At 68.6% G+C, this 20,072-nt stretch carries 19 protein-coding genes and 1 tRNA gene; 10 read left to right on the forward strand and 10 right to left on the reverse strand.

Features of this window, described 5'->3' with window-relative positions; translation table 11 throughout:
• Window positions 1-96: 96 nt before the first annotated feature.
• On the reverse strand, window positions 97-1,248 hold the full coding sequence (locus tag ACFFCN_RS06610; RefSeq protein WP_375490353.1) for an LPXTG cell wall anchor domain-containing protein: 1,152 nt from the start codon (window positions 1,246-1,248) through the stop codon (window positions 97-99).
• Window positions 1,249-1,396: 148 nt separating this feature from the next.
• Between ACFFCN_RS06610 and ACFFCN_RS06615 the strand changes: the two genes are divergently transcribed.
• The 3 genes from ACFFCN_RS06615 to ACFFCN_RS06625 all read left to right on the forward strand — a co-directional run bounded on the left by ACFFCN_RS06615 (window position 1,397) and on the right by ACFFCN_RS06625 (window position 6,474).
• Window positions 1,397-3,175 carry an AMP-dependent synthetase/ligase gene (locus ACFFCN_RS06615; protein ID WP_375490354.1) on the forward strand — a complete coding sequence of 593 codons (1,779 nt, stop codon included), beginning with the start codon at window positions 1,397-1,399 and terminating at the stop codon, window positions 3,173-3,175.
• A 112-nt stretch (window positions 3,176-3,287) separates the two neighbouring features.
• Window positions 3,288-5,186, forward strand: a complete 1,899-nt coding sequence (locus ACFFCN_RS06620; RefSeq protein ID WP_375490406.1) for a potassium transporter Kup — start codon at window positions 3,288-3,290, stop codon at window positions 5,184-5,186.
• A 139-nt stretch (window positions 5,187-5,325) separates the two neighbouring features.
• A complete protein-coding gene (locus ACFFCN_RS06625; protein WP_375490355.1) occupies window positions 5,326-6,474 on the forward strand; it encodes a hypothetical protein in 1,149 nt (382 codons plus the stop codon).
• A gap of 4 nt (window positions 6,475-6,478) precedes the next feature.
• Here the strand turns inward: ACFFCN_RS06625 and ACFFCN_RS06630 are convergent, their stop codons facing one another.
• From ACFFCN_RS06630 to ACFFCN_RS06650, 5 genes are read right to left on the reverse strand one after another with little or no spacing between them, the layout of a single operon-like run.
• Complete coding sequence (locus ACFFCN_RS06630) at window positions 6,479-7,525, reverse strand: agmatine/peptidylarginine deiminase (protein ID WP_375490356.1); 1,047 nt, start codon at window positions 7,523-7,525, stop codon at window positions 6,479-6,481.
• Window positions 7,522-8,514 carry a nitrilase-related carbon-nitrogen hydrolase gene (locus tag ACFFCN_RS06635; RefSeq protein WP_375490357.1) on the reverse strand — a complete coding sequence of 331 codons (993 nt, stop codon included), beginning with the start codon at window positions 8,512-8,514 and terminating at the stop codon, window positions 7,522-7,524. Before ACFFCN_RS06635 ends, ACFFCN_RS06630 begins: the two co-directional genes overlap by 4 nt.
• A gap of 25 nt (window positions 8,515-8,539) precedes the next feature.
• Entirely contained in the window at window positions 8,540-9,211 is a 672-nt protein-coding gene (locus ACFFCN_RS06640; RefSeq protein ID WP_375490358.1) for an NADPH-dependent F420 reductase, read from the reverse strand.
• A 40-nt stretch (window positions 9,212-9,251) separates the two neighbouring features.
• The gene (locus tag ACFFCN_RS06645) at window positions 9,252-9,938 is read right to left on the reverse strand and encodes a fructosamine kinase family protein (RefSeq protein WP_375490359.1); all 687 of its coding nucleotides are present in this window, start codon (window positions 9,936-9,938) and stop codon (window positions 9,252-9,254) included.
• Window positions 9,935-11,020, reverse strand: a complete 1,086-nt coding sequence (locus ACFFCN_RS06650) for a DNA topoisomerase IB (RefSeq protein WP_375490360.1) — start codon at window positions 11,018-11,020, stop codon at window positions 9,935-9,937. The genes ACFFCN_RS06645 and ACFFCN_RS06650 overlap by 4 nt, the downstream gene beginning before the upstream one ends.
• 62 nt (window positions 11,021-11,082) lie before the next feature.
• Between ACFFCN_RS06650 and ACFFCN_RS06655 the strand changes: the two genes are divergently transcribed.
• The 5 genes from ACFFCN_RS06655 to ACFFCN_RS06675 all read left to right on the forward strand — a co-directional run bounded on the left by ACFFCN_RS06655 (window position 11,083) and on the right by ACFFCN_RS06675 (window position 13,588).
• Window positions 11,083-11,517 (forward strand): SRPBCC family protein, encoded by a 435-nt coding sequence (locus ACFFCN_RS06655; RefSeq protein WP_375490361.1) that lies wholly within the window; start codon window positions 11,083-11,085, stop codon window positions 11,515-11,517.
• 31 nt (window positions 11,518-11,548) lie between these two features.
• A tRNA-Ile gene (locus tag ACFFCN_RS06660) sits at window positions 11,549-11,622 on the forward strand.
• 86 nt (window positions 11,623-11,708) lie between these two features.
• Window positions 11,709-12,620, forward strand: a complete 912-nt coding sequence (locus ACFFCN_RS06665) for a tyrosine-type recombinase/integrase (RefSeq protein WP_375490362.1) — start codon at window positions 11,709-11,711, stop codon at window positions 12,618-12,620.
• Window position 12,621: 1 nt separating this feature from the next.
• Window positions 12,622-13,143 carry a hypothetical protein gene (locus tag ACFFCN_RS06670; protein WP_375490363.1) on the forward strand — a complete coding sequence of 174 codons (522 nt, stop codon included), beginning with the start codon at window positions 12,622-12,624 and terminating at the stop codon, window positions 13,141-13,143.
• Entirely contained in the window at window positions 13,136-13,588 is a 453-nt protein-coding gene (locus tag ACFFCN_RS06675; RefSeq protein WP_375490364.1) for a hypothetical protein, read from the forward strand. The genes ACFFCN_RS06670 and ACFFCN_RS06675 overlap by 8 nt, the downstream gene beginning before the upstream one ends.
• Window positions 13,589-13,622: 34 nt before the next feature.
• Here the strand turns inward: ACFFCN_RS06675 and ACFFCN_RS06680 are convergent, their stop codons facing one another.
• The gene (locus tag ACFFCN_RS06680; RefSeq protein ID WP_375490365.1) at window positions 13,623-14,285 is read right to left on the reverse strand and encodes a hypothetical protein; all 663 of its coding nucleotides are present in this window, start codon (window positions 14,283-14,285) and stop codon (window positions 13,623-13,625) included.
• Window positions 14,286-14,666: 381 nt separating this feature from the next.
• Window positions 14,667-15,170 carry a hypothetical protein gene (locus ACFFCN_RS06685; protein ID WP_375490366.1) on the reverse strand — a complete coding sequence of 168 codons (504 nt, stop codon included), beginning with the start codon at window positions 15,168-15,170 and terminating at the stop codon, window positions 14,667-14,669.
• Window positions 15,171-16,312: 1,142 nt separating this feature from the next.
• Here ACFFCN_RS06685 and ACFFCN_RS06690 point away from each other — a divergent pair.
• Entirely contained in the window at window positions 16,313-17,014 is a 702-nt protein-coding gene (locus tag ACFFCN_RS06690) for a VOC family protein (RefSeq protein WP_375490367.1), read from the forward strand.
• Between the two features lie 53 nt (window positions 17,015-17,067).
• Window positions 17,068-17,904 carry a hypothetical protein gene (locus ACFFCN_RS06695; protein ID WP_375490368.1) on the forward strand — a complete coding sequence of 279 codons (837 nt, stop codon included), beginning with the start codon at window positions 17,068-17,070 and terminating at the stop codon, window positions 17,902-17,904.
• A gap of 77 nt (window positions 17,905-17,981) precedes the next feature.
• Here ACFFCN_RS06695 and ACFFCN_RS06700 read toward each other — a convergent pair whose 3' ends face one another.
• Together ACFFCN_RS06700 and ACFFCN_RS06705 are read right to left on the reverse strand one after the other, a co-directional pair.
• Window positions 17,982-18,971 (reverse strand): helix-turn-helix transcriptional regulator, encoded by a 990-nt coding sequence (locus ACFFCN_RS06700; RefSeq protein WP_375490369.1) that lies wholly within the window; start codon window positions 18,969-18,971, stop codon window positions 17,982-17,984.
• Window positions 18,972-19,073: 102 nt separating this feature from the next.
• Complete coding sequence (locus tag ACFFCN_RS06705; RefSeq protein ID WP_375490370.1) at window positions 19,074-20,051, reverse strand: sulfotransferase; 978 nt, start codon at window positions 20,049-20,051, stop codon at window positions 19,074-19,076.
• Window positions 20,052-20,072 lie beyond the last annotated feature (21 nt).

Genomic DNA, 20,072 nt, shown 5'->3' on the forward strand with positions numbered 1-20,072 from the left:
CCGGGGGTCCGCCCCCACTGTGTCGCCGCGCCCCCCGGGGGGGACGGGGGCGGCGGGCACCGGAGGGGTCCCGGCCGCACCGGTGGCTGCTTGGCGTTAGTCGGTCGTGCCCGGACGGCGAGCCAGCATCAGGCAGCCGACACCCGCGACCAGCAGCCCCAACGCGATGGCGATCTCCGTGCTCGTTTCGACGCCGGTGCTGGCAAGACCCGACGGCGAGGAGCTGCTTGCCGTGGAGCTGGTCGGCACCGATGAGGTGTCGCTTGCGGCGGTCGCGTGGCTGCCACCGTTGTGGTTGGTGCTGCCGGCGGTTCCGAGGCAGGACGGTGCCGAGTGGAAGGTCGTCGTGTAACGGGCCTCGTTCGAACCGACGGCCGTCCAACCGTGCGACAGGTTCCCGAGGGTGTAGCCGCTGGCGCTCTTCGCCGTCACCGTCACCGTCTCACCGGCGTGATACGGCGCGTGCCGGCTCACGCTGTACGTGATGCCACGGGTGTCCGGGAGCGTCAGGTGCGGCGCCTGGGTCCCGCTGCCCGTGCACTGCGCCTGCGAGACGGTCGGGGTGACCGGCCGCGCGACGTGCGTGTCGGGGGCACAGGACCAGATCGTGTTGGTCAGGTGATACGTCCAGTGGACCGTGCCGACCAGGTGCTGGGTCTTGCTCGACGCGACGACGGTGTGCGTGCCCGGCTTGACCGCGTGGCGGCCGGCGCTCATCACGTGGTTGTCGGTCAGATAGGTGACACCCGGCTTGGCCGGGATCGTGATCGACGGAGCGGTCACCGCGTGGTTGACGCACCCGCCGTTGGCGGCGGACGGCGCAGTGGCGGTACCGGTGGCCGCGTTGTGCGAGCAGACGCCGCTCAGGTTCACCGTGCCGGTGACGTCCTGGGTGAAGTTGTCCGGGTGCCACAGACCGTGCACGGAGAGCGTGGCGGAACCGGTGCCCGCGGGGATGCCCGTCTGCGTCACCTGGTGGTGATCGTTGGCGGCGACGTCGAACGACGACTCCGACAGCGTCGAGGACGCCGGGGCGTGGCCCGTTGCCGTAATCGTCTCGGACTCGCTCGCGTAGGTGTTGGTGACCGTCCAAGCGACGGTGTAGGCCCCGTTGCTCAGGCAGGTGGCGTGTCCGGCGACCGTTTCGACATGCGCACCGGCGGCCGCCATGCCGATCAGCTGGACGCCGACCAGAGCCAGCCCACCGACGGCGGCGGCGACCGCGCCGCGACGGAATGCAATGGACATCAGTTACTCCCCGTAAATAGTGATGACTGTGCGTAGTAGGTATTTAGCACCAGCATTGCCTAAGCCAAGATGCCCGGACTAAACGCAGACTTAACGCAGCTGCGCGGGTGCGTTTCCCTGGCCTGGCGCAGTGGCAGGATCACCAGCCATGACGCCTCCGACGACGCTGTGCGCCGCTTTTCAGCAAACGGCAGCAGCGCACGAGCACCGGATCGCGCTCCGGACGCCGGACGACACGGTCCGCTTGACCTGGGGGCAGTACGCGCAGCGCGTGCGCGACATCGCCTGCGGACTGGCCGCGCTCGGCGTCGCGCACGGCGACACCATCGGCCTGATGCTCACCAACCGGCCCGAGTTCCACCTCGTCGACACGGCTGCGCTGCACGCCGGCGCGACCCCGTTCTCCATCTACAACACGCTGGCTCCGGAGCAGATCGCCCACCTGTTCGCCAACGCCGGCAATCGGATCGTCGTGTGCGAAGAGCAATTCCTCGACCAGATCCGGACAGCCGCCGCACACGCGGACACGGCCGTCGAGCACATCGTGTGTGTCGACGCGAACCCGGACGGCACCATCGCGCTCGCCGAACTGGAACACCGCGCGGCCGACGGCTTCGACTTCGACGCGTCCTGGCACGCCGTCGGACCGGACGACGTGCTGACGATCATCTACACGTCCGGCACGACGGGACCACCGAAGGGCGTCGAGCTGACGCACGCCAACATGCTCGCCGAGCTCGAGTCGACGACGCAGATCGTGCCGCTCGACGCCGACGACTCGGTGATCAGCTACCTACCGGACGCGCACATCGCCAATCGCTGGGGCGCGCACTACACGAGCATCGCCACCGGCATGGAGCTGATCACGCTCGCCGACCTCAAGCAGCTGATCTCGGCGCTGCCGTCGGTGCGACCGACGTTGTTCGGCGCCGTGCCGCAGATCTGGTACAAGCTCAAGGCAGGCATCGAGGCGCAGCTGGCCGCGGAGAAGGCACCGGTCAAGCGCAAGCTCGCCGAGTGGGCCATCGGCGTCGGAGCACAACGCGCGCGGCTGCGCTCGGACGGACGGCCCATCCCCCGGGCACTCGAGGCCCAGCACCTGCTCGCCGACCGCGTCGTCCTGAGCGCCATCCGTGTCAAGCTCGGCCTCGACCGCGTGCGCTTCTGCGCCACCGGCGCCGCCGCCATCGACCCGCAGGCGCTCGAGTTCGTGCTCGGCCTGGGCCTGCCGGTGTGCGAGCTATGGGGCATGTCGGAGCTGTCGTGCGCCGCCACCGTCAATCCGCCGGACGCGATCCGGATCGGTACGGTCGGCACCGCCCTGCCCAACGCGCAGCTGCGCCTCGCCGACGACGGCGAACTGCTTGTCCGCGGCCCGCTCCTCATGAAGGGCTATCGCAACGATCCGCAGAGGACCGCCGAGACGATCGACGGAGAGGGGTGGCTGCACACCGGCGACATCGCGAGCATCGACCCGGACGGCTACGTGCGCATCGTCGACCGAAAGAAGGAGCTGATGATCAACGCTTCCGGCAAGAACATGTCGCCGGCGAACATCGAAGGCACCCTCAAGGTCAGCTGCCCGCTCATCGGCTCGGTGGTGGCGATCGGTGACGACCGGCCGTACGTCACCGCGCTGATCACGCTCGACCCGGACGCGGCAGCCGCGTTCGCGCAGGCCCACGGCATCGTCGACGCCACCCCGGCGGCGTTGGCCGGGGATCCGGCCGTCCGCGCCGAACTGGACCGCGGCGTGAAGGAGGCGAACGGCCGCCTGGCGCGCGTCGAGCAGATCAAGCGGTTCACCGTGCTGCCCGAGATCTGGGAGCCCGGCGGCGAACAGATCACGCCGACCATGAAGCTCAAACGCAAGCCGATCGCGACCCAGTACGCCACCGAGATCGACGCCCTCTACGCCGCCTCGTGAGGCCGACAGCCACGTCGGACACACTGACGCTGTGACCGTCTCCAGTTCCGGGACCGAGGTCGAGAGCGACAAGACCGCACCGGCGCCACCGCCGCGCGGGCCGTCCGGCCGCATGTCGCACCCGGCGGCCGGCGCCGCGGGAATGTTCGGCCTCACCCTCGGTGCACTGGGCATCGTGTTCGGCGACATCGGCACCAGCCCGCTGTACGCCCTGCAAACCGTGTTCCACCTCGACGGCGGCAAGGTCCAGCCGACGCAGGGCGACGTGTACGGCGTCATCTCGCTCGTGTTCTGGTCGATCACCATCGTGGTGTCGGTCAAGTACGTCGCATTCGTCATGCGCGCCGACAACGACGGCGAGGGCGGCGTCATGGCGCTCGCCGCGCTGGCCCGCCGCTTCGCCCACGACCGCAGACGGCTTGTCGGCGTGGCCTTGATGCTCGGCGTCATGGGCGCATCGCTGTTCTTCGGCGACAGCGTCATCACGCCTGCGATCTCTGTGCTCTCCGCCGTCGAGGGCCTCGAGGTGGCGTCTCCCAACCTGCACGATGCGGTGCTGCCGATCGCCCTCGTGATCCTCGCGTTGCTGTTCATGGTGCAGCGCTTCGGCACGCACGCGGTCGGCCGCTTCTTCGGGCCGATCATGGTGCTGTGGTTCCTGGTCCTCGCCGTCACCGGCCTGCCGCACATCGTGGCGCACCCGGCGATCATCCGCGCGCTCTCGCCGACCTACATCGTCAGTTTCGTCGCCGACCATCCCCTACTGGCGTTCGTCGCGCTCGGCGCCGTCGTCTTGTCGATCACCGGTGCTGAAGCGCTGTACGCGGACATGGGTCACTTCGGCCGCAAACCCATCCGGCGCGCCTGGTTCTTCGTCGTCTTTCCCTGCCTGGTGTTGAACTACCTGGGCCAGGGCGCGCTGGTGCTCAACGACAAGAAATCCATCAGCAACCCGTTCTTCCTGCTCGCGCCGAGCTGGGCCCGGATACCGATGGTCGTGCTCGCGACGATGGCCACCGTCATCGCCTCGCAGGCCGTCATCTCGGGCGCGTACTCGGTGTCTCGCCAGGCGGTGCGCCTCGGCTTCCTGCCGAACCTGACCGTGCGGCACACCTCGAAGGAGGAGAGCGGGCAGATCTACGTGCCGGCGGTCAACTGGCTGGTCTTCGGCAGCGTGCTCGCCCTCGTACTCGCGTTCCGCTCGTCCACCAAGCTTGCCTCGCTGTACGGCTTCGCGGTCACCGGCACGTTCCTCATCGACACGACCCTGTTCCTCATCGTCGCCACGATCGTCTGGCACTGGGCGAAGTGGAAGCTCGTCGTCATCGGCGTGCTCTTCGGCACGGTCGAGCTCGCCTACTTCGGCGCCAACGTCGACAAGATCGTCAGTGGCGCGTGGCTTCCCCTGGTCATCGCGCTGATCGTCTCGACGGTGATGACGACCTGGCACCACGGACGACGCGTCGTCACCCACCGGCGCAAGGAACTGGAAGGCCCGCTACAGGACTTCGTCGACGAGATGCGCGACGAGCATCTCCAGCGAGTGCCGGGGGTCGCGGTGTTCCCGCACCCGACGAAGGAGACGACACCCCTCGCGCTGCGCGCCAACGTCGACTTCAACCACGTGCTGCACGAGCACGTCGTACTCGTCTCCATCCTCACCGAGAACGTTCCCTACATCGCACCCGAGGACCAGATCGAGGTCGACCAGCTGATCCACGCCGACGACGGCGTTGTGCACGTAGCCATCCGCTTCGGCTTCCAGGACGAGCAGGACCTGCCCGACGCGCTGTGCCGGGCGATCGGCAAGAGCGAGGAGCTGCGGTTCGACCCGCAGCACGCGTCCTACTTCGTGTCCCGGCTGACGATCACCCGGGCAGGACGCGGCGGGATGGCCACGTGGCGCAAGCGGCTGTTCATCGGTCTGGCACACAACGCGGCCAACCCGTCGGCCAATTTCCGGCTGCCCGTGGACCGCACGGTCGTCATGGGTGGGCACCTCGAGATCTGACCAGCTTCAAGTGGCCCCGTGCGTGACTCCGGTTTAGCATCAGGCTCACGTGGGGGATGAACCTCAGTCAGTGCTGCACGGTCACTGACGGAAGGGCTCAATGAGTACGGGGACTTCAGACAGCGACCGCGGTCGGATCATGCGGTGGTTGCATCCTGCTGCGCTGCCCAAGCGGGCGGACGCGCATGAACATCACCGAACGATCATCGCCTGGGGCGGCGTCGTCGCGCTGACCACGGTGGTCTTCGCGAGTGTCGCGCTGGCCACCACGCCCACCGCGGCACACAAGCACCAGACTGCGGCCCAGCGCGACACGAAGATCCCGCCCAGCTACACGTTGCCGGTCGGCACGTTGCTGGCAACCGGCAAGCTCGGCAAGCCGTCGCTGTCCGGGGACACCGGCAAGGCCGGTGTGCCGGTGAGCGCCAAGCCGCCCACGGCCAACACGCGACAGGTGCCCGTGCAGAGCGCGGCGATCGCCACCTACCAGGGCGGGTCCGGCACGCTGACGCCGGCCGGGATCGCCACGCTCGCGCTCCAGCACGGCTGCTCGTCGGCCAACGCGGTCACCGCGACGGCCATCTCCATGGCCGAGTCGGGTGGCAGCCCGGCGGCGCAGGGCGACATCGCCCTGATGAACTCGACCTGGGACTGGTCGGCGGGTCTGTGGCAGATCCGCGGCCTGCGCTCGGAACGTGGCACGGGCGCCCTGCGTGACTCCGTTGCCAACCAGGACGCCGCCAAGAACGCAGCGGCAATGTACGTGATCTCTTCCGGCTGCACGTCGTGGGGCCCGTGGTCGACGTACAACAACGGTGCGTACGAACGCTTCTTGATGATCGCGACCCAGGCCGTCAATTACGTGGTGCGCTACTTCGATGCCCACGGCCATCACTACCCGACCGTCGCGCCGCCCGATCCGAACGCACCGATCCCCTCGGGGTCGGACGGGTCGAACGGCAGCGGCGCGCAGGCGGCCGGACCGGCGCCCGCAAGCGCCAAGGCCAAGCCGTCCCACTCGACAGCGGCGGCCGCCAAGCCTGCAGCGCACAGCAGCACCGCGGCACAGCAGCCTGCGGCCGGCGGCGGGGGCAATCAGCCGGCGGCCGGCGGTGCCGCGAAGGCGTCGCCCACACCGGTTGCCGCGAACCCGGCGAAGAGTGCGGCGAGCAAGGTGACCAAGCCGGTCAAGGGCGTCACCTCGGCTGTCGGCAGTGTCGTCAAGTCGGTCCTGCCGACCTGCACGCCGCTGCTGCCCATCGGCACGAAGTGCAAGCCCAAGCCCTAGCCGCTTACCCGACTCCTGCTGCGGCCGGTTGCTGCTGAGTGATGCAGTGGATGCCGCCGCCGCGTTCGAACAGTGGGCGGGCGTCGACGGTGACGACCTCCCGGCCGGGATAAGCGTCTCGCAGGATCGCGGCGGCGTCCGCGTCGTGCGGGTCGTCGAAGGCGCAGGCGAGGACCCCGCCGTTGACGAGGACGTGATTGACGTAGCTGTAGTCGACCCAGCCGTCGGCGTCACGCAGTGCCTGCGGTGCCGGCAGATCGACGATCTCGAACGGCTCGTCGCGCGCGTCGGTGGCCTCGGCCAGTGCGGTGCGGATCTCACGCATGACGGCGTGGTCGGGATGCGCGGCGTCGCGCTGGTCGTGCAGCAGCAGCACACCCGGCGACGGGATGGTCGCGACGATGTCGACGTGTCCGCGGGTGCCGTACGTCTCGGAGTCGCGGGTCAGCCCGCGTGGCAGCCAGATCACCTTGACGGCGCCGATCGTGCGGGCGAGTTCGGCCTCGATCTGTTCGCGGGACAGCTCCGGATTACGGCCGCGATCACGCTGCACCGTCTCGGTGACGAGCACCGTGCCCACGCCGTCGACGTGGATGCCGCCGCCCTCATTCACGAGATCGGAATCGATGCGTTGCGCACCGGCCCACCCGGCCACCGCGGGTCCGACGGTCGCGTCGAGGTCCCACTGAGCCCAGCTCTGCTGCCCCCACCCGTTGAACACCCAGGTGACGGCGCCGAGCGCGTCGTTGTCACCGAGCACGAACGACGGGCCGGTGTCGCGGATCCACGCGTCGTCGATCTCGTGGGTCAGCAACTCGATCGAGCCGTCGAGGTAGTGCGGGGCGGTGTCCTCGTCGCGCGGATGGACCACCACACTGACCGGCTCGAACCGGGCCGCCGCGTTCGCCACCGCCGCCCAGGTGCGGCGCGCCGTCTCGGCGTCCTCGGCCGTCTCCCCGAGCGTGTAGCCCTGCGTGGGCCAGGCCAGCCAGAGCCGCTCGTGCGGCCCGCCCTCGTGCGGCATCGTCCAGCGTTGGGTCGCCGACGTCATCGGGCGCCGTAGGGCAGGTCCGCGTCGACCGGCCGGGTCAGTGCCGCATAGGTGTCCGGGCGGCGGGTACGCAGGAACGGGAACAGATCCAGCCAGTCCTCGCGCTGCGTGAGGTCGAGATCGGTGACGAGCACACACGGCTCGTCCCGCGGTGCCTGCACGAGGATGCGGCCGTACGGGTCGGACACGAACGACGAGCCGTAGAACGTGTTGCCGGCGGTGCCGTCGTCCTTGGTCTCGACGCCGGTGCGATTGGGCACGACCATGAACAGCCCGTTGGCGATGCCGTTGCCGACGATGACCTGCTGCCACAGCGGCTGGGTGTCGAAGTCGGGGTGGTCCGGCTCGGAGCCGATGGCCGTCGGGTAGACGACCACGTTGGCCCCGCCGAGGCCGTAGGCGCGGGCCACTTCCGGGAACCACTCGTCCCAGCACGTCGGCAGGCCGAAGCGCGCACTGGTCAGGCCGTCCAGCGAGTAGACCGGGTACGGATCGTCGGGGCCGGCCGGACCGGCGCGGAAGTACCTGTCCTCGTAGTAGCCGGCTGTCACCGGGATGTGCAGCTTGTTCGTCGCGGCGACCAACGTCCCGGACGGGTCGACGATGACCGACGTGTTGAGCCCGAGGCCGTCACCGGAGCCGTCGTCCGCGCGCCGGTACAGCGACGCGTGCACGTGGATGCCGTTGCGCTGCGCGGCCGCCCGCGCGAAGGCGAGCGTCGGCCCGGCGTCCAGATCTTCCGCCTGCTCACCCGCGATACCGGTCGGCAGTGTGTCGGCCGGATAGCGCGAGAGCGTGACCTCGGGCAGGAACACGATCCGCGCGCCGCGCTCGGCAGCCGCGTCGATCGCGGCGTCCAGCCAGGCTGTCGGCCGGGCGGCGTCCCACGCGTGCTGCACCACGCCGACCCGCAGCGGCGGCACGTCGGTGTGGTGCACCCGTGCGAGCGACTGCACCGCGGGCCCCTCGATGACGCGGATGTCGGGCATCGGCCCAGCATCCCATCCGGTCAGCTCAGCGCTGCCCCTGGGCGAGCAACGCGACGAGCCGGTCCTGCTTGGCGGGCAGCGGCCGGTCGAAGTCGCCGTCCTCGGCGTAGGCGGGCGCATACGCGGGCTGACCGTGCTCGTAGCGCCAGCTGTCGGCCAGCGTCCCGGTGTCGTAGACGTCGTAGCCGAGCGAGTCGATGAACTCCGTCGCGGTGGCCTTCGCGTCCGCGTCGTCGCCGGCGATCAACAGGGTGGCGCGGTCCGGGTCGCCCTTCGGCCGTTGCATCGAGCCGAGGAACCGGAAGAAGATGTTGTTGAACGCCTTCACGACGTGCGATTGCGGCAGATGTTCCTGCAGTAGCCCTGACGTGGTCGCCTGCTTGTCGTCCAGCGCCTCGATGCGCCCGTCTCGCTCCGGGTAGTAGTTGTTCGTGTCGAGCACGACCTTGCCGGCCAACGGTTCGACCGGCACCTGCGTGTAGGCCTTCAGCGGCACGGACACGACGACGATGTCGCCGGCAGCCGCCGCTTCCTGCGCGGTGGCCGCGCGGGCGCGTGCGCCGAGCTGGTCCACGATGTCGACGAGCGTCTGCGGGCCGCGCGAATTGGACAGCACGACGTCGTAACCGGCGTCGACCGCCAGCTTCGCGACGGTGCCGCCGATGTTGCCGCTTCCGATGAATCCGATGGTGGTCATATCTGTGCCAACACGGGTGCCACTCGCGAATTCCCCGACGTCAGCGCGCGAGACGCACAGCGACGTCGTGCGCCCGGCGCAGGTACGCGCCGCCGAACACGTGGGCATGCAGCAGCAGTGGGAACAGCTGCCACAGCTCGATGCGCTCACGCCAGCCGTCGGCGAACGGCGCGACCTCTTCATAGGCTGCCGCAGTGCGTTCGGGGATGTGCCCGAACAGATCGAGCATCGCGAGGTCCATCTCGCGGTGCCCGCCGTACGCGGCGGGATCGATGAGCACCGGCCGGCCGTCGTCGTCGGCCAGCACGTTGCCGCTCCACAGGTCGCCGTGCAGCCGCGCGGGCGCTTCGACCGGCGCGTCGACCCGCACCTGCGCGACCTCACGCTCGAGGCCGACGCGACGCGCGAGCGGCAGGCAGCGGTGCTGCAGGTAGTAGGAGTTCCAGTCGTCGCCCTCGGGTGATTCGAGTTCGCACAGTCCGACGAGAAAGCGGCCAGGGGCGGGGAGGGTGCCGAACCGCGCCGCGCCGGCGCGATGCACGGTGGCCAGCATCGCGCCGAGCTCGGCCTGGCCCTCGGCGCTCAGCGACGTGCCGTCGATCCGCTCGAGAACGAGACGGTCCGCGGTGCTCTCGATGATGCGCGGCACCCGCGCGCCACCGTCCGCCAGCCAGCGCAACCCCGCTTCCTCAAGCGGCGCCGGCGAGTCCTTGACGAACTGCCTCACGAGGCCAGTTCCGCGAACTCCCCCGCGCGCGCCTCGAGCGACTCGGCCAGATAGGCCAGCAACAACCGCTCGTCGATCTCCAGCCACTTCGCCGGCCGCGTGCGCTTGCCGGTGACGAAGCGTTCGAGCTCGCCGGAGGTGTAGCCGTCGATCACCTCGGGATGGACGTAGTGCGCGCGCGCTACCGAGCGGGTGTTGCCGAGTGCGTCGGACGCCTCGTCGAGCGCGGCGAGGATGTGCGTGTCGCTGCCGTCGGCAGGCAGGTGGTTGCGCAGATAGCGGAACGCGGTCTTCGTGCCGTTCCAGGTGCGGAAGTCCTTGGCGGTCAGGTGCGCGCCGGACAGCTTGGCCAGGTGCGCGTTGATCTCGTCGGCGTCGATGCGCGCGCCGTCGACGTTGAACAACCACCGGCTGCGTCGCTCGGCAAGCGTGGCGATCACCCGCGCGGCGCCGGCGTCCATGACCGACACCTCGGCGGTCTTCCCGGACTTCGCCGGGAAGCGGAAGTCCATCCGCGCACCGTGCACCTGCACATGCCGGCGGCTCAGCGTGCTCAAGCCGTAGCTATCGTTCTCGTCCGCGTAGACCTCGTTGCCGACACGCAGCCCGGCGATGTCGATGATGCGGATCATCGCGGCCAGCACGCGGTCGGCGTCGAGTGTGCGGCGGCGCAGCTGGGTCGCGACGTCTTCGCGGATCGTCGGCAGCGCGTCGCCGAACCCGATGAGCCGGTAGAAGTTCAGCTGATCGCGCAGCGAGCGCCACCGCTCGTGGTAGATGTACTGCCGCCGCTCGCGTTCGTCCTCGCCGACGGCGAGGATGTGCCCGTCCTCCAGCGTGCAGATCCACACGTTCTGCCAGGCCGGCGGGATCGCGAGCTTGCGGATCCGGTTGCGCACCTTGACGTCGACGACGGTGCGCCCCTCGACGTCGCGGTAGGTGAAACCCTTGCCGCTGCGCAGGCGCTTCATGCCCGGCTCGTCCGGACTCACGTAGCGCAGCTTCGCGATCCGCGCGCACTCCTCGGGATCCTCGTAGAGTGTCGCGATCAGCTGCGCGGCCTTGGACTTGGTCGCTGCCACGCGTTACGTCCTACCCGCCGCTGACGAAATTGCAAGCACCCTGGACACCCGGGAGGGTCGGCGTGGGACGGATCGAGGAGACCGCGCGGCTGCCCGCCGCGCCGGCCGACGTTTGGGCGGTCGCGGCCGACCCGGCGCGCTTCGGTGAGTGGCTGCGCATGCACCGTTCGTGGCAGGGCGACCCGCCGTCGCAGTTCGCGGCCGGTGATCAGGTGACCGCCGTCGTCAGCCTGCTGAACCTGCCCACCACGATCACCTGGACCGTCGAGGAGTACGAAGCGCCCACCCGGGTGCGGTTCGCCGGCAAGGGCCTCGCCAACATCGACATCTCGATCGAGCTGGACGTGACCGCCGACGGCAGCGACGCCAGCGCGGTCACGGTGATCGCGGAGTTCGCCGGGCAGCTGCTGACCGGTCCGATCGAGCAGGCCGTCGAGACCGCTGCGCGTGCCGAGGTGCACAGCTCGATCGCCCGGCTGACCGAGCTCGTCGGGTGAACGACGGGGCGCGGGGTACGTTGTGGCCGCCGGGGCGGTAGCTCAGCCGGTTAGAGCAGGGGACTCATAATCCCTGGGTCGTCGGTTCGAGTCCGACCCGCCCCACAAGGCCCGAATTTACTGGCCTATGTACACCTGCGGATCTGCGCCAGAATCGCATAGCGCTCGTTGACCAAGGTATCTTAATCCGCATGACGAGCCAGATCGAGGCATTCGACGACCTCGAAACTCTGCTAGCCGACTGGCGGACCCACCTGCGAGCCCGCAACCGCAGCAAGGCAACCATCGATTCCTACACCCGCTGCGCGACCGCACTGCGCACCTTCCTCACCGCTCGCGGCATGCCGACCTCGGCGAGCGCGATCACGCGCGAGCACATCGAAGCCTTCCTTGCTGATCTTGCCGACCGGGTCGCGCCGGCTACGACCGCGAAGCACTACCGATCACTGCAACAGCTGTTCCGCTGGCTCGAGGACGACGGCGAGATCGCCCGCTCCCCCATGCATCGCATGAAGCCGCCCACCGTGCCTGACCAGCCGGTGCCCGTACTGACCGACGCGCACCTGTCGGCGTTGTTGGCGACGTGCAAAGGCAACACGTACGAGAACCGGCGCGATCAGGCGATCATCCGCCTGCTGATCGACACCGGCATGCGCGCAGGCGAGCTAGCAGGTCTTCGCAGCGAGGACCTCAACACCGCCAACGACGTCGCAATCGTGCGCGGGAAGGGTGATCGGCTGCGCGCCTGTCCGTACGGAGCCAAGACCGCCGATGCGCTACGCCGCTACAACCGTGCACGGCGACAACATGCCCAGGCCAGCAACTCCGCCTACTGGCTCGGCAAGTTCGGCCCGATTACCGACAACGGCATCCGGCAGATGATCGAGCGCCGATGCCACAACGCTGGCATCCCGCACGTCCATCTGCACCAGTTCCGCCACACTTTTGCGCACGACTGGCTCGCAAGCGGTGGCCAGGAGACCGACCTCATGCGCCTTGCCGGCTGGCGCACCCGTGAGATGGTCGGGCGTTACGCGGCTAGCGCCGCCGACGAACGTGCCCGCGACGCCCACCGCCGAATGGCGAGAGGCGATCGTCTATGAGATGCCCACGACGAAGCACCGCGCGGGAGGGGTTTTGCTGAATAGGAACGTTGCACAGAACGTGACCGCGGCGCTGATCGCGGTCGTCGTTGTTGCACTCACTCTGTTCGGGTCATTAAACGACCTCTGGGGTTGGGTTCGCGGCAGCGCTCAAGCAATCGGGACGCTGGCGGGAATCTATCTCGGTGCGCACCTTCAGCTCGGCGACCAACGTCGCGCGGCTCAGGGTGCCGCGACGACCTCCATCGTCAACCTTGGCGCTCTGGCCAAGAGCGTGAACGCCCTCCTGACTTCTCTTGAGGCACATAAGACACGGCTGCTGAATTCACCACCCAAGACGAACGATTCGTTCCAACAGGCGTCGCAAGCGCTCATTGAAGGCGTTGACTCCCATTGCCGTGGCCTGCTTGCCCAGGCGGAGGCGGCGGCTCTCGCCTGGGAACCGTTTATCGATCGAAATGACCAAGCAGTGCGAGAAATCGGTGCAGCGCCCGACGACGCAGAGAGAGAACCACATGACTGATGCGCACGAACACCTTCGAATTATTCAAATTGTCAATGACCGGGAGGTAGCAATCTCCGGCGGCGCGGAAGCTGGGATCTCGGGCGGCGACACTCTTCTGATTCAGGGGCGGCCGGTCGACATTCGCGATCCCGAAACGAACGAGGTGCTGGGTCAAGTTGTGCAGACCAAAGCTGTCGTCAAAGCCTACGACGTAAAGGAAAGATTCGCGCTGGCGCGAACCTTCCGCAGCCGGAGGGTAAATGTAGGCGGCGGTGGCGGAATTAACTCAATCTCGCGCATGTTCGACCCGCCAAAATGGGAGACCCGAACCGAGACCCTACGTCGGAGCCCGCAGGCGGGTGACCCTTTGCTGCCAGATGAGTCAGTAGTCGAAGTCGGTGATCGCGTCGAGAAGTTCACGGGCTCCGCTGACGACGTGCCGTCTTCCAGTGTGTGGCGTTGATCTGCGATTCAGCTTACGACCCGCGCGGCCGCAGCTATTCGCCAACCTCGTCCAAAATCCGCAAGAAACGGTCTCGATCGTTTGCGAAAACGAGCCGCTCCTCGATCGCCAGAAACTCCTGTACAGCCGCCAGCGAATCTGAAGCCAAGGCTGCGGTTCGCTCGTCATCGGCGGCAGCGTCGCCTGCCGGCTTTGACTGCCATTTGTAATGAACAAAGGCATTGCGTCGTTCGCCTACTCGCTGCGCTATGCCAACTAACCTATCCGGCAGCCGCTCGGCGAACACCAGACGCCACGTAACCGTCAACTTGCTCCGAAACCCTGAGTCTCGTAGGAGCTGGATAATCTCGCTGTCATTCAAGCCTGTCGATTCAGCTCTCCAAGCGATCATGTCATTGAGCCAATGCTCGATCCACGTCGCAATCAACATCAGCGCCAGATCTGCTTTCCCAGCGGCCAAGTACACCCGGGCCTCCTCGAACAGGGTGGCCCGGTGATCTTTCACGACCTCAAACTCGCCAAGTTGATCAACGTAGCACTTAAGGATCTCGGCTACTTGATCAGCGACGTCTTCGTCCGACCGCCCATTGAGGACGAGATCGCCGTGCCGCACGTGCTGTTCCATGACGGCCTGGAGAAGGAGTTTGACCGCCTCACGTTCCAACGCGGACGGCCCAACGCGATCAGTGTTGACCATGCAGACATTGTGACGCAGAGGGCGTCGCCGACGTAGCCGCTTCCGCGTCTCGCGCCAACAGCGTCCTGCGAGATGCGGTCCGGACCGAGCGATGTGGAGTAACGCGTAGAAGAGATCAAGAGCGTCCGCTACGCGGCCGCGACGCTGTGCGCACGCCGGGCCGTGCGGTACCGCCCGCTTCGCTTGCGGCGGCATCCGCACGGCTCGGCCTGCGCTACGCGGTAGCTTCCGGTCAGGGGGCCCCCGTTGCCCTCTTTACGATGAAGTCGCACGTCCTCGTGATGCTCGTCAAGGGCCGTTGCGACGCACGCGCGCACGCCGCGATCGACACCCATCACCTTCCCTTGACGAGCTTCGTCGGCCGTGCGCCGTTGGCGCCTATTAGGGCAACGGGGGCGGCTCAGCGTGGTCGATCAGCACCGCGCCCAGCTCTGATCGCAGAAGGTCGAGTGCCACACGCTCGGCGTCCTCAGTCGTTGTGGCGAAGGACCGTGCGCGGATACACGCCTCGGCTCGAAGCTGGCGCATCGTCAGTCCCCAGTTCCGAGATGTGGACCAGGTCCGGTAGCGCGCTTTGACGAGCTCCCGAGCCACTTCGCCCGTCTCAATGTTGACGACGTCGGCGCGCCACGGCACGTCCCAACGCGCGTCGGCCGACTTGCTGACGTATTTCGACACGTAGTGGGCTTCGCGCGACGAGCCCGGTTGCATGTCATCGAGCTGAACCGAGTGTCCGTAGCCGGCCTGCATCGCCAGCCGGCGGATAAGGCGTTCATCGAGCGCATACCGGGTGCGGAAGATCGCGTGGTCGTGGAGGCCCATGCGCCCACGGCCGTCCGTGCGTCGCTTACCGTCCTGCACCTCGCAACCGCGCATGAACTGCACGTCGGGGGCCTTACGGCGCAGCAGCGTGACGAAGTGGTTCCAACGCTTGCCGTGCGACGCGTTCCAATCCGCGAGGTCGGGGCCACCGTCGACCGTGCACGCGCAGAGCGCATGACCGCAGTGCGGCGCACTATCGCAACCTGGTCGCTTGCAGTGGATCCGATCGCCTACCGGCGTCAGCGTGACGAAGTAGGACCGCTCCCCCGCGCCGATCGCGCCTGACAGAGCAATCGCTCTAACTCGTCTCCGGTGACGTTCAGCGCATGGTTTGCAGTGGCTAGGCCGGCGATCTCCGCACGTTCCGAATCGGTAGCAACACCCACGGTCACACACCCACGGCACGGGGTTGAGGCAGTCCAACCCAGGTCGAGGACGTCCGAACAGAGGGCGAAGTCGGCGCATGCGGCACTCCGCTGCGAGTGCTGGATATTGCCCGCCGTCCGTTCCACCGGTCATCGGCCGCCGTTCGAGCGAGGGCTGCGCGAAGCTGCTGAAGCCCGCGACAACCGAAGCATGTGCGCCCGCATCAAGCTCGCGGTGCGACGTTCCCGCTCATCAGGCGGCAGCGATCCGTCTGGATCCACTTCGCGCTCGAACCTGGCACGCAAGCCTCGCCGCGCAGGTTCGGTGGCGGCAGCCCGATCGGGGACACGCGCCCAACGTTCAGCCGCGGCGATGCGGGCAATGAGAACTCGATCATCAGGAGAGCTGGCGGCCACGAAGTGCTCCGAGCGTCGATTCGATTGGAATCGACCTCGGCGGCCCTACGCCCTCGCTTCGTACGCGTATCCGGGCGTCAACGCGTCTGCCCACCCGCTGGACCTCTGTTGGGTGCTGCTTGACTCAGCGGATTGAGGTCTTACCCCCGGGCCGTACCAGCGGGTCACGCCCCGGTTTGCTGAGCTGATCGAACGGTACAACGCACGCCCAAGTGCGGCAAGATCGTTCGCCACGAATTGACCAAGGTAGCCGGCCAGAATCGCAGCCGACGCCGGCCCTCAATCCCCTACGCTGCAGGCGATAGCACACCGCTCAGGCCCAGAGATCTCATAATCCGTGGGTCGTCGGTTCGAGTCCGACCCGCCCCACCAGGTCTCGCCGCAGCCGGAGCCGCTGTCCGGACGTGCTGGCAGGCTCGCACCATGACACCAGAACACGACGAGACGCTGACCGCGGCAGTGGCCGCCGCCGCTATACGCCGGGACGGGTGGCGGCTGCTGCTCGGCGGCGCGTGCAGCACGGTCGCGGTGGACTCGTTGCCCGCGGCGGTCGAGGTCGCGGCCGCTGCGGTCCGCGCGTGCGGCCCGGACGCCGCGCACCTGGGTCTCGACCTGCGCCCGCGTCGGGTGGACCTCGTCGTGCGCACGCCGGCGGCCACCGAGCTGACGCGGCTCGACGCCACGCTCGCGTCGAACATCTCCGCCGCGGTTGACGAGCTCGGGTGGGCGACCACGCCCGGGGGCAACGGTGTGCGCCCCGTGCAGGCACTGGAGATCGCCATCGACGCGATGGACATCCCGGCGGTGCTGCCCTTCTGGCGCGCTGTGTTCGGCTACGCCGTGGCGATTCGTCCCGTCGGGGAGGGCCTTGACGAAGCCGTCGTCGTCGATCCCGCGGGACAGGGGCCCACCGTCTGGTTCCAGCAGCTGGACGCACCACGCCCGCAACGCAACCGGGTCCACTTCGACCTGACCGTCGCGGAGGACGAGGCCGGAAGCAGGGTCGCCGCGGCACTAGCTGCGGGCGGGCGGATGGTCAGTGACGCGAACGCGCGGGCGTTCTGGGTGCTCGCAGACCCGGAGGGCAACGAGGTCTGCGTCTGCACCTGGCAGGACCGCGACTGACGTTCGCCGGCCAGATCGTGCGCCGGGCTGCTCCCGGGCCGAGAATGATGGCCGTGGACGACGAGCTGCTGGACGCCGCGACGCGACGCCTCTATGCCGCGCCCGCGGACGAGTTCGCCGGCCTGCGCCGCGCGCTCGCCGACGAGGCCACGCGCGACGGCGACGCGGAGACCGGCCGCGCCGTGGGCAAGCTGCGCAAGCCGACCAACCCGGCGCGCATCGTGAACGCGCTGGTGGCCGACGACCCGAGCGTGGTGGACAGCCTGCGCGACCTGGGTGACCGCATGCGCGACGCGCAGGACAGCTTCGACGCCGCGCGGATGCGCGAGCTGACCGACGAGCGCCGCCGCCTCGTCGCCGACTGCGCCCGCCGCGCACTCGCACTGGCCGGCGCCGACGATCCGGCGGCTGCGCTGCGCGACGACGTGCTCGGCACCTTCGACGCGGCGGTGGCCGACCCGGACGTCGCGGCGCGGCTGGGCACCCTGCAGCGGCCGGAGCGGTTCTCCGGGTTCGGCTTCGCGGCGTCCGGGCCACCGCAGCTGACGCTGGTGCGCGGCGGCGGCAAGGCGCCGGCGAAGAAGGCCGGCGCGAAGAAGGCCGCGGCCAAGAAGGTGAGCGCCGCCGAGCGTCGCAAGCAGCGACGCGCGCTCGACGCCGCCCAGCGAACCTTCGACGACGCCGACGCAGCACTCGACGCAGCCCAGTCAGCCGAACGCGACGCGATCCACGCGGTCGACAGACGCGAGCGGGAGCAGGCCAAGGCGAAACGGGCGCTCGACGACGCCCGCGCCGCGCTGGACGAGCGACGGACGGAACTCAAGGACGCCAAGCGCGAGCGGCGCGAGGCACGGTCGGCGCTCGACCGCGAGCAGCGCAACGCCGACTGAGCCGCTGCGCCAAGATCGATCCTCGTTACACATCGCTAGGCCGAGGCGGAGCGGGGATTGATCAAGCCACAGAGCGGTCAGCGGGTGGCGGCGTCACGGTTGGCGGAGCGGTAGGCGCGCGGGCTGAGCCCGAACTCGCGGCGGAACGCGCGCGAGAAGTACTCGGCGGACACGAAGCCGCACTCGATGGCCACGCGCTCGACCTCGCCCGGGCCGGTGCGCTTGGCGAGGATCTCGGCGGCGCGTTCGAGTCGGCTGCGCCGGATCCGCGCGGCCGGCGACTCGCTGTCGCTGAACGCGCGGTACAGCTGACGCAGCGAGATGCCGAGCTGCGACGCGATGGCCGCCGGCGTCAGGTCGGGATCACCGGACTGCTCGGCGATGATGTCGTCGGTGCGCCGGCGCAGATGATCGACGTGCGCGACGTCGGCGACGGACTGCGTCGAGGTCGTACGCAGCAACAGCGCGGCAAGTGCGGCGAGGTAGCGATCCACGGCACCGAGCGTCGCGGAGTTACCGAGCTCGCGGTTGTTGTCGGTGAACATCGTCGTCGCGGCGCGCAGCAGCGTGCCCTGCAGCGGGCTGAGGTCGTAGGTGTTGCCGTGCAACTGACGGATGGTGGTGGCCTCGACACCGAGCGCGCCGAGCGGCACGTTCAACGTGAACAGGTGCGTGTCGGTCTCGAACTCCTCGTAGATCTCGTCCACGGGCTTGAGAACCCGCAGCGTCCCGGCGACGACGGGGGACGGATCGAAGACCGAACCGGCGCAGTTGATCCGCGCGAGCAGATGCACGCTGCTCTCGACGGTGGCCGGGATCAACGTGCGCGCCGGACGGGTCAGCTCGGCGCCGCGCACCGTCGAGGCCGCCCACACGCACCGGACGCCGCGCAGCCGCGCACCGTGGAAGGCGAACGGGGCGTCGGCGGCCCGCGAGGCGGTGATCTGCATGCCGAGCGGGCCGGTACGCGGCCGACCGGCCCAGTTCTCGGCCGAGACATCCAGCCAGGCGATGGCTCCAGGCTGCGACACGTCGATCGTGGCGGCGACCTGCGCTACCGACGTCATCTCGTCCCCCTCCGGACGCGAGCCTGCGATGCGCGACTCGTGGCGGTACCGCCCGGTAACTTACCGCACGCTCAGGCAGCCCGCGAGGCGATCGCGCCACTTTCAGGCCTGGTACGCCACCGGGTTGAGGTCCCGACGCTGCTGCACGGCGTCGCGGACGCGCCGCCGGGCCATGCTGAGCGACCGCTTCTCGAGGTCGCTGAGACTGGTCACCACCGCCCGCGCCGCAGGCCGCTCGGCGACCCCGCTCACCGCGTATCCGTGCTTGTGCATCGCGTTGCGGCCGATCAGCTCGATCAGCCCGATCTCGGCAGGGGTGAGCGACGTACGCCAGGCGTCGACCCGCGACGTGTCCAATCCCGAGCGCGTCAGTTGGTGCCATGTCTTGCGTTCGGGCACGATGTCGCCGGCCGCGCTCGCGAAGTCGAGCATCGCCTCGTCGAACGACTCCTCGAGGAAGCCACACAGCGCGGTGAGCTCGCCCCGCGGGTCGGCGAGCAGGTCCTCGTACCGCAGGTAGTAGTACGAGTGCGCCGGCAGCTTGCGACCCAGCCGGTCCAGCACCCGGTTCGACAACACCCACGAGGCCGCGGCGCCCGGCACGCCACTGCGCCACCAGTCGACCTTCTTCAGCGACGCCGCACACGCCCGGCCGTCGCGCACCAGGTGGATGATCTGCGCGTCCGGGAACAACCGCCGGACCGCGTCCAGCGTCTCCCAGTAGGCCGGCCGCTTCTCCCCCCACCGCGCCTTGCCGCGATCACTCGCGAACTCCTGCCAGATGATGCCAAATGCCGAGCCGATCGTCGGCGGCCCGTCGACGATCGCCTGCACGGTGCGCTTGCGGTTGAGCCCGAGATCGCGAAACTTGCTGCCCTTCCCGGTGATGCTCTCGGCGAGCGCCCGGCGGTTCTCGGGCAGCTGCAGGTCACCGAACCGGGCGCGGCCGTAGTACGCCGGCACCAGGAAGCGCGTCTCGGGCGGCATCGCGATCCGTGGGTGCGCGTGCAGCATGGTGCTCAGCAACGTGGTCCCCGAACGCGCACAGCCGACGAGGAAGATCGGCCGTGTCGAACTCATGCAGCTCAACCTACGTCGTAG

Source organism: uncultured Jatrophihabitans sp. (assembly GCF_964246335.1).
In the GTDB taxonomy this organism is placed as follows: Bacteria; Actinomycetota; Actinomycetes; order Mycobacteriales; family Jatrophihabitantaceae; genus Jatrophihabitans.